Raw genomic sequence first — 2485 nt, 5'->3', positions numbered from 1 at the left:
ATCGCTCGACGGCTATGGCGCCGGTCCCGATCAGGATCTGCAAAAGCCGCTCGGCGTCGGTGGGGAATCCTTGCACAAGTGGTTTGTCGACACCCGCACCTTCCGCGAGATGGTGCTCGGACAAGATGGCGGCACCACCGACGTCAACGAGGCGTTCGCGGCGCGCAGCTTCGAAAATGTCGGCGCCTGGATCCTCGGCCGCAACATGTTCGGACCGATCCGCGGCGAATGGCCTGACGACAGCTGGAAAGGCTGGTGGGGCGACAACCCGCCCTATCATGTGCCGGTTTTCGTGCTGACCCATCACAAGCGGGAACCGATCACGATGGAGGGCGGCACCACTTTCCACTTCGTCGTCGACGGCATCCATTCAGCTCTTGAACAGGCAAAGGCTGCCGCTGGCGGCAAGGATGTGCGGGTCGGCGGCGGCGTCGCCACCATACGGCAATATCTGCAGGAAAAACTGATCGACGAGATGCATCTGGCGATCGCGCCGCTGCTGCTGGGCACGGGCGAGAACCTTTTTGCCGGCCTGGACATGCTCAAGCTCGGCTATGTCTGCAGCGAGCAGGTGGCGACCCCGCTCGCGACGCACGTCACCATCAAGCGGGCGTAAGGTGGAGAGCCAATCTCTCCCCTCGTGGGGGAGATCGCAGCTTCGTCTGCCTCAATACTTCTCCGGCACGTAGAGCTCGCGCGGCAGCACCTGGCGTTCGTATTCGGGGTTGAAGACGCGCTCCGGCAAAGTGATCTCCTCGTGCGGCACTTCCTCGTAAGGCAGCTGCTTGAGCAGATGGTCGATGCAGTTCAGCCGCGCGCGTTTCTTGTCGTTGCCCTCGACGATGAACCAGGGCGCTTCCGGGATGTTGGTGCGGGCGAAGGTCTCTTCCTTGGCCTTGGTGTACTGCTCCCAGCGCACGCGCGACTGCAGGTCCATCGGCGACAGTTTCCACTGTTTCATCGGATCGTGGATGCGCATCAGGAAGCGCATCTGCTGTTCCTCGTCGGTGATCGAGAACCAGTATTTGACCACGGTGATGCCCGAGCGGACCAGCATGCGCTCGAATTCCGGCACGTCGTGGAAGAATTCTTCGACCTGATCGGGCTGGGCAAAGCCCATCACCCGCTCGACGCCCGAGCGGTTGTACCATGAGCGGTCGAACAGCACGATCTCGCCGCCGGCCGGCAGATGCGGGACATAGCGCTGGAAATACCATTGCGACTTTTCGCGCTCCGTCGGCGCCGGCAGTGCGACGACACGGCAGATGCGCGGGTTGAGGCGCTGGGTGATGCGCTTGATGACACCGCCCTTGCCGGCCGAATCGCGTCCCTCGAAGATCACCACCAGCTTCTTCTTGTGGTGGGCGACCCAGGACTGCAGCTTGATCAATTCGGACTGCAGGGTGATCAGGTCGCGAAAATACTGCATGCGATCGATCGAAGGCGGATGCGAGTTCTTGTAGATCTTGGCGATCTCCATCGACAGCGCCGGCTCCGACATTTCGAGCTCATAGTCTTCGTCAAGCGTGTCGGCGAGCTCGGCTTCAAGCCAATCCCTGGCCGGAGAATTCTGTTTTAGCTCGGTCATTATCGGCTGCTCCACTTGCAAGCTCTGTCGATCCACGTCCGGCGCCCCAAACTCCCGGCCTACAGCCCGGGAACGGCAACACCTGAGCCGACTTCCATATAGGCCTGCAATGACGGTTTTATTGCAGCGCGAGCATGGTCACCACCGCTGTCGGTCCAGCCAGGCATGATCGATCCGCCGCGCTGGCATGGAGACACGTCGCCCAAATTGTCCTACAAATAGCGGCCACTTTCGGGCGGCCCTCCCCAGCCCTTTCCCAATGCAATCGCGAGGACGACATGGAATACCGCACCCTCGGCCGTTCCGGCCTGAAAGTATCGACACTGACCATGGGGACCATGACGTTCGGTGGCGCCGGTGCTTTTTCGGCGGTCGGCAAGACCGATCTCGACGAAGCGCGCCGGATGATCGATCTCTGTATCGACGCCGGCATCAATGTCATCGACACCGCCAATGTCTATTCGAACGGCATTTCCGAAGAAATCATCGGCGAAGCGCTCGGCGGCAAGCGCAAGGGCGACGTGCTGATCGCCTCCAAGGCACGGATGCGGATCGGCAAAGGTCCAAACGACGAAGGCCTGTCGCGCCATCACCTGATTCGGGAATGCGAGAAGAGCCTGAAGCGGCTCAAGACCGACGTCATCGACATCTATTTCCTGCACGAATGGGATGGCGTGACGCCGCTGGAGGAAACCATCGGCGCGCTCGACACGCTGGTTGCCCAGGGCAAGATCCGCTATGTCGGCTGCTCCAACTATTCCGGCTGGCAGGTGATGAAGGCGCTCGGCATCAGCGACAGCCGTCATCAGCCGCGCTTCATCACGCAGCAGATCCACTACACGCTGGAAGCGCGCGAAGCGGAGTACGAACTGCTGCCGATTTCCGTCGACCAGGGGC

Annotated in this window: 3 protein-coding genes; 2 read left to right on the top strand and 1 reads right to left on the bottom strand. The window is 61.3% G+C overall.

Features of this window, described 5'->3' with window-relative positions:
• The coding region (locus EN884_RS32920; RefSeq protein WP_164895312.1) for a dihydrofolate reductase family protein at nucleotides 1-616 on the top strand (616 nt) is incomplete at its 5' end.
• Between the two features lie 51 nt (nucleotides 617-667).
• Here EN884_RS32920 and ppk2 read toward each other — a convergent pair.
• Complete coding sequence (ppk2, locus tag EN884_RS32915) at nucleotides 668-1588, bottom strand: polyphosphate kinase 2 (RefSeq protein ID WP_013532260.1); 921 nt, start codon at nucleotides 1586-1588, stop codon at nucleotides 668-670.
• A 278-nt stretch (nucleotides 1589-1866) separates the two neighbouring features.
• On the opposite strand from ppk2, the gene EN884_RS32910 reads away from it, so the two are divergent.
• The coding region (locus EN884_RS32910; RefSeq protein WP_164895311.1) for an aldo/keto reductase at nucleotides 1867-2485 on the top strand (619 nt) is incomplete at its 3' end.

The sequence above is a fragment of the Mesorhizobium sp. M7A.F.Ca.AU.001.01.1.1 genome (assembly GCF_004022735.1).
In the GTDB taxonomy this organism is placed as follows: Bacteria; Pseudomonadota; Alphaproteobacteria; order Rhizobiales; family Rhizobiaceae; genus Mesorhizobium; species Mesorhizobium ciceri.
This window is presented reverse-complemented; position numbering and strand designations above follow the sequence as displayed.

Bases quoted from the DNA above. Each gene is read 5' to 3' on its own strand.
- ppk2 (WP_013532260.1), bottom strand. From the start codon at position 1,588: ATGACCGAGCTAAAACAGAATTCTCCGGCCAGGGATTGGCTTGAAGCC.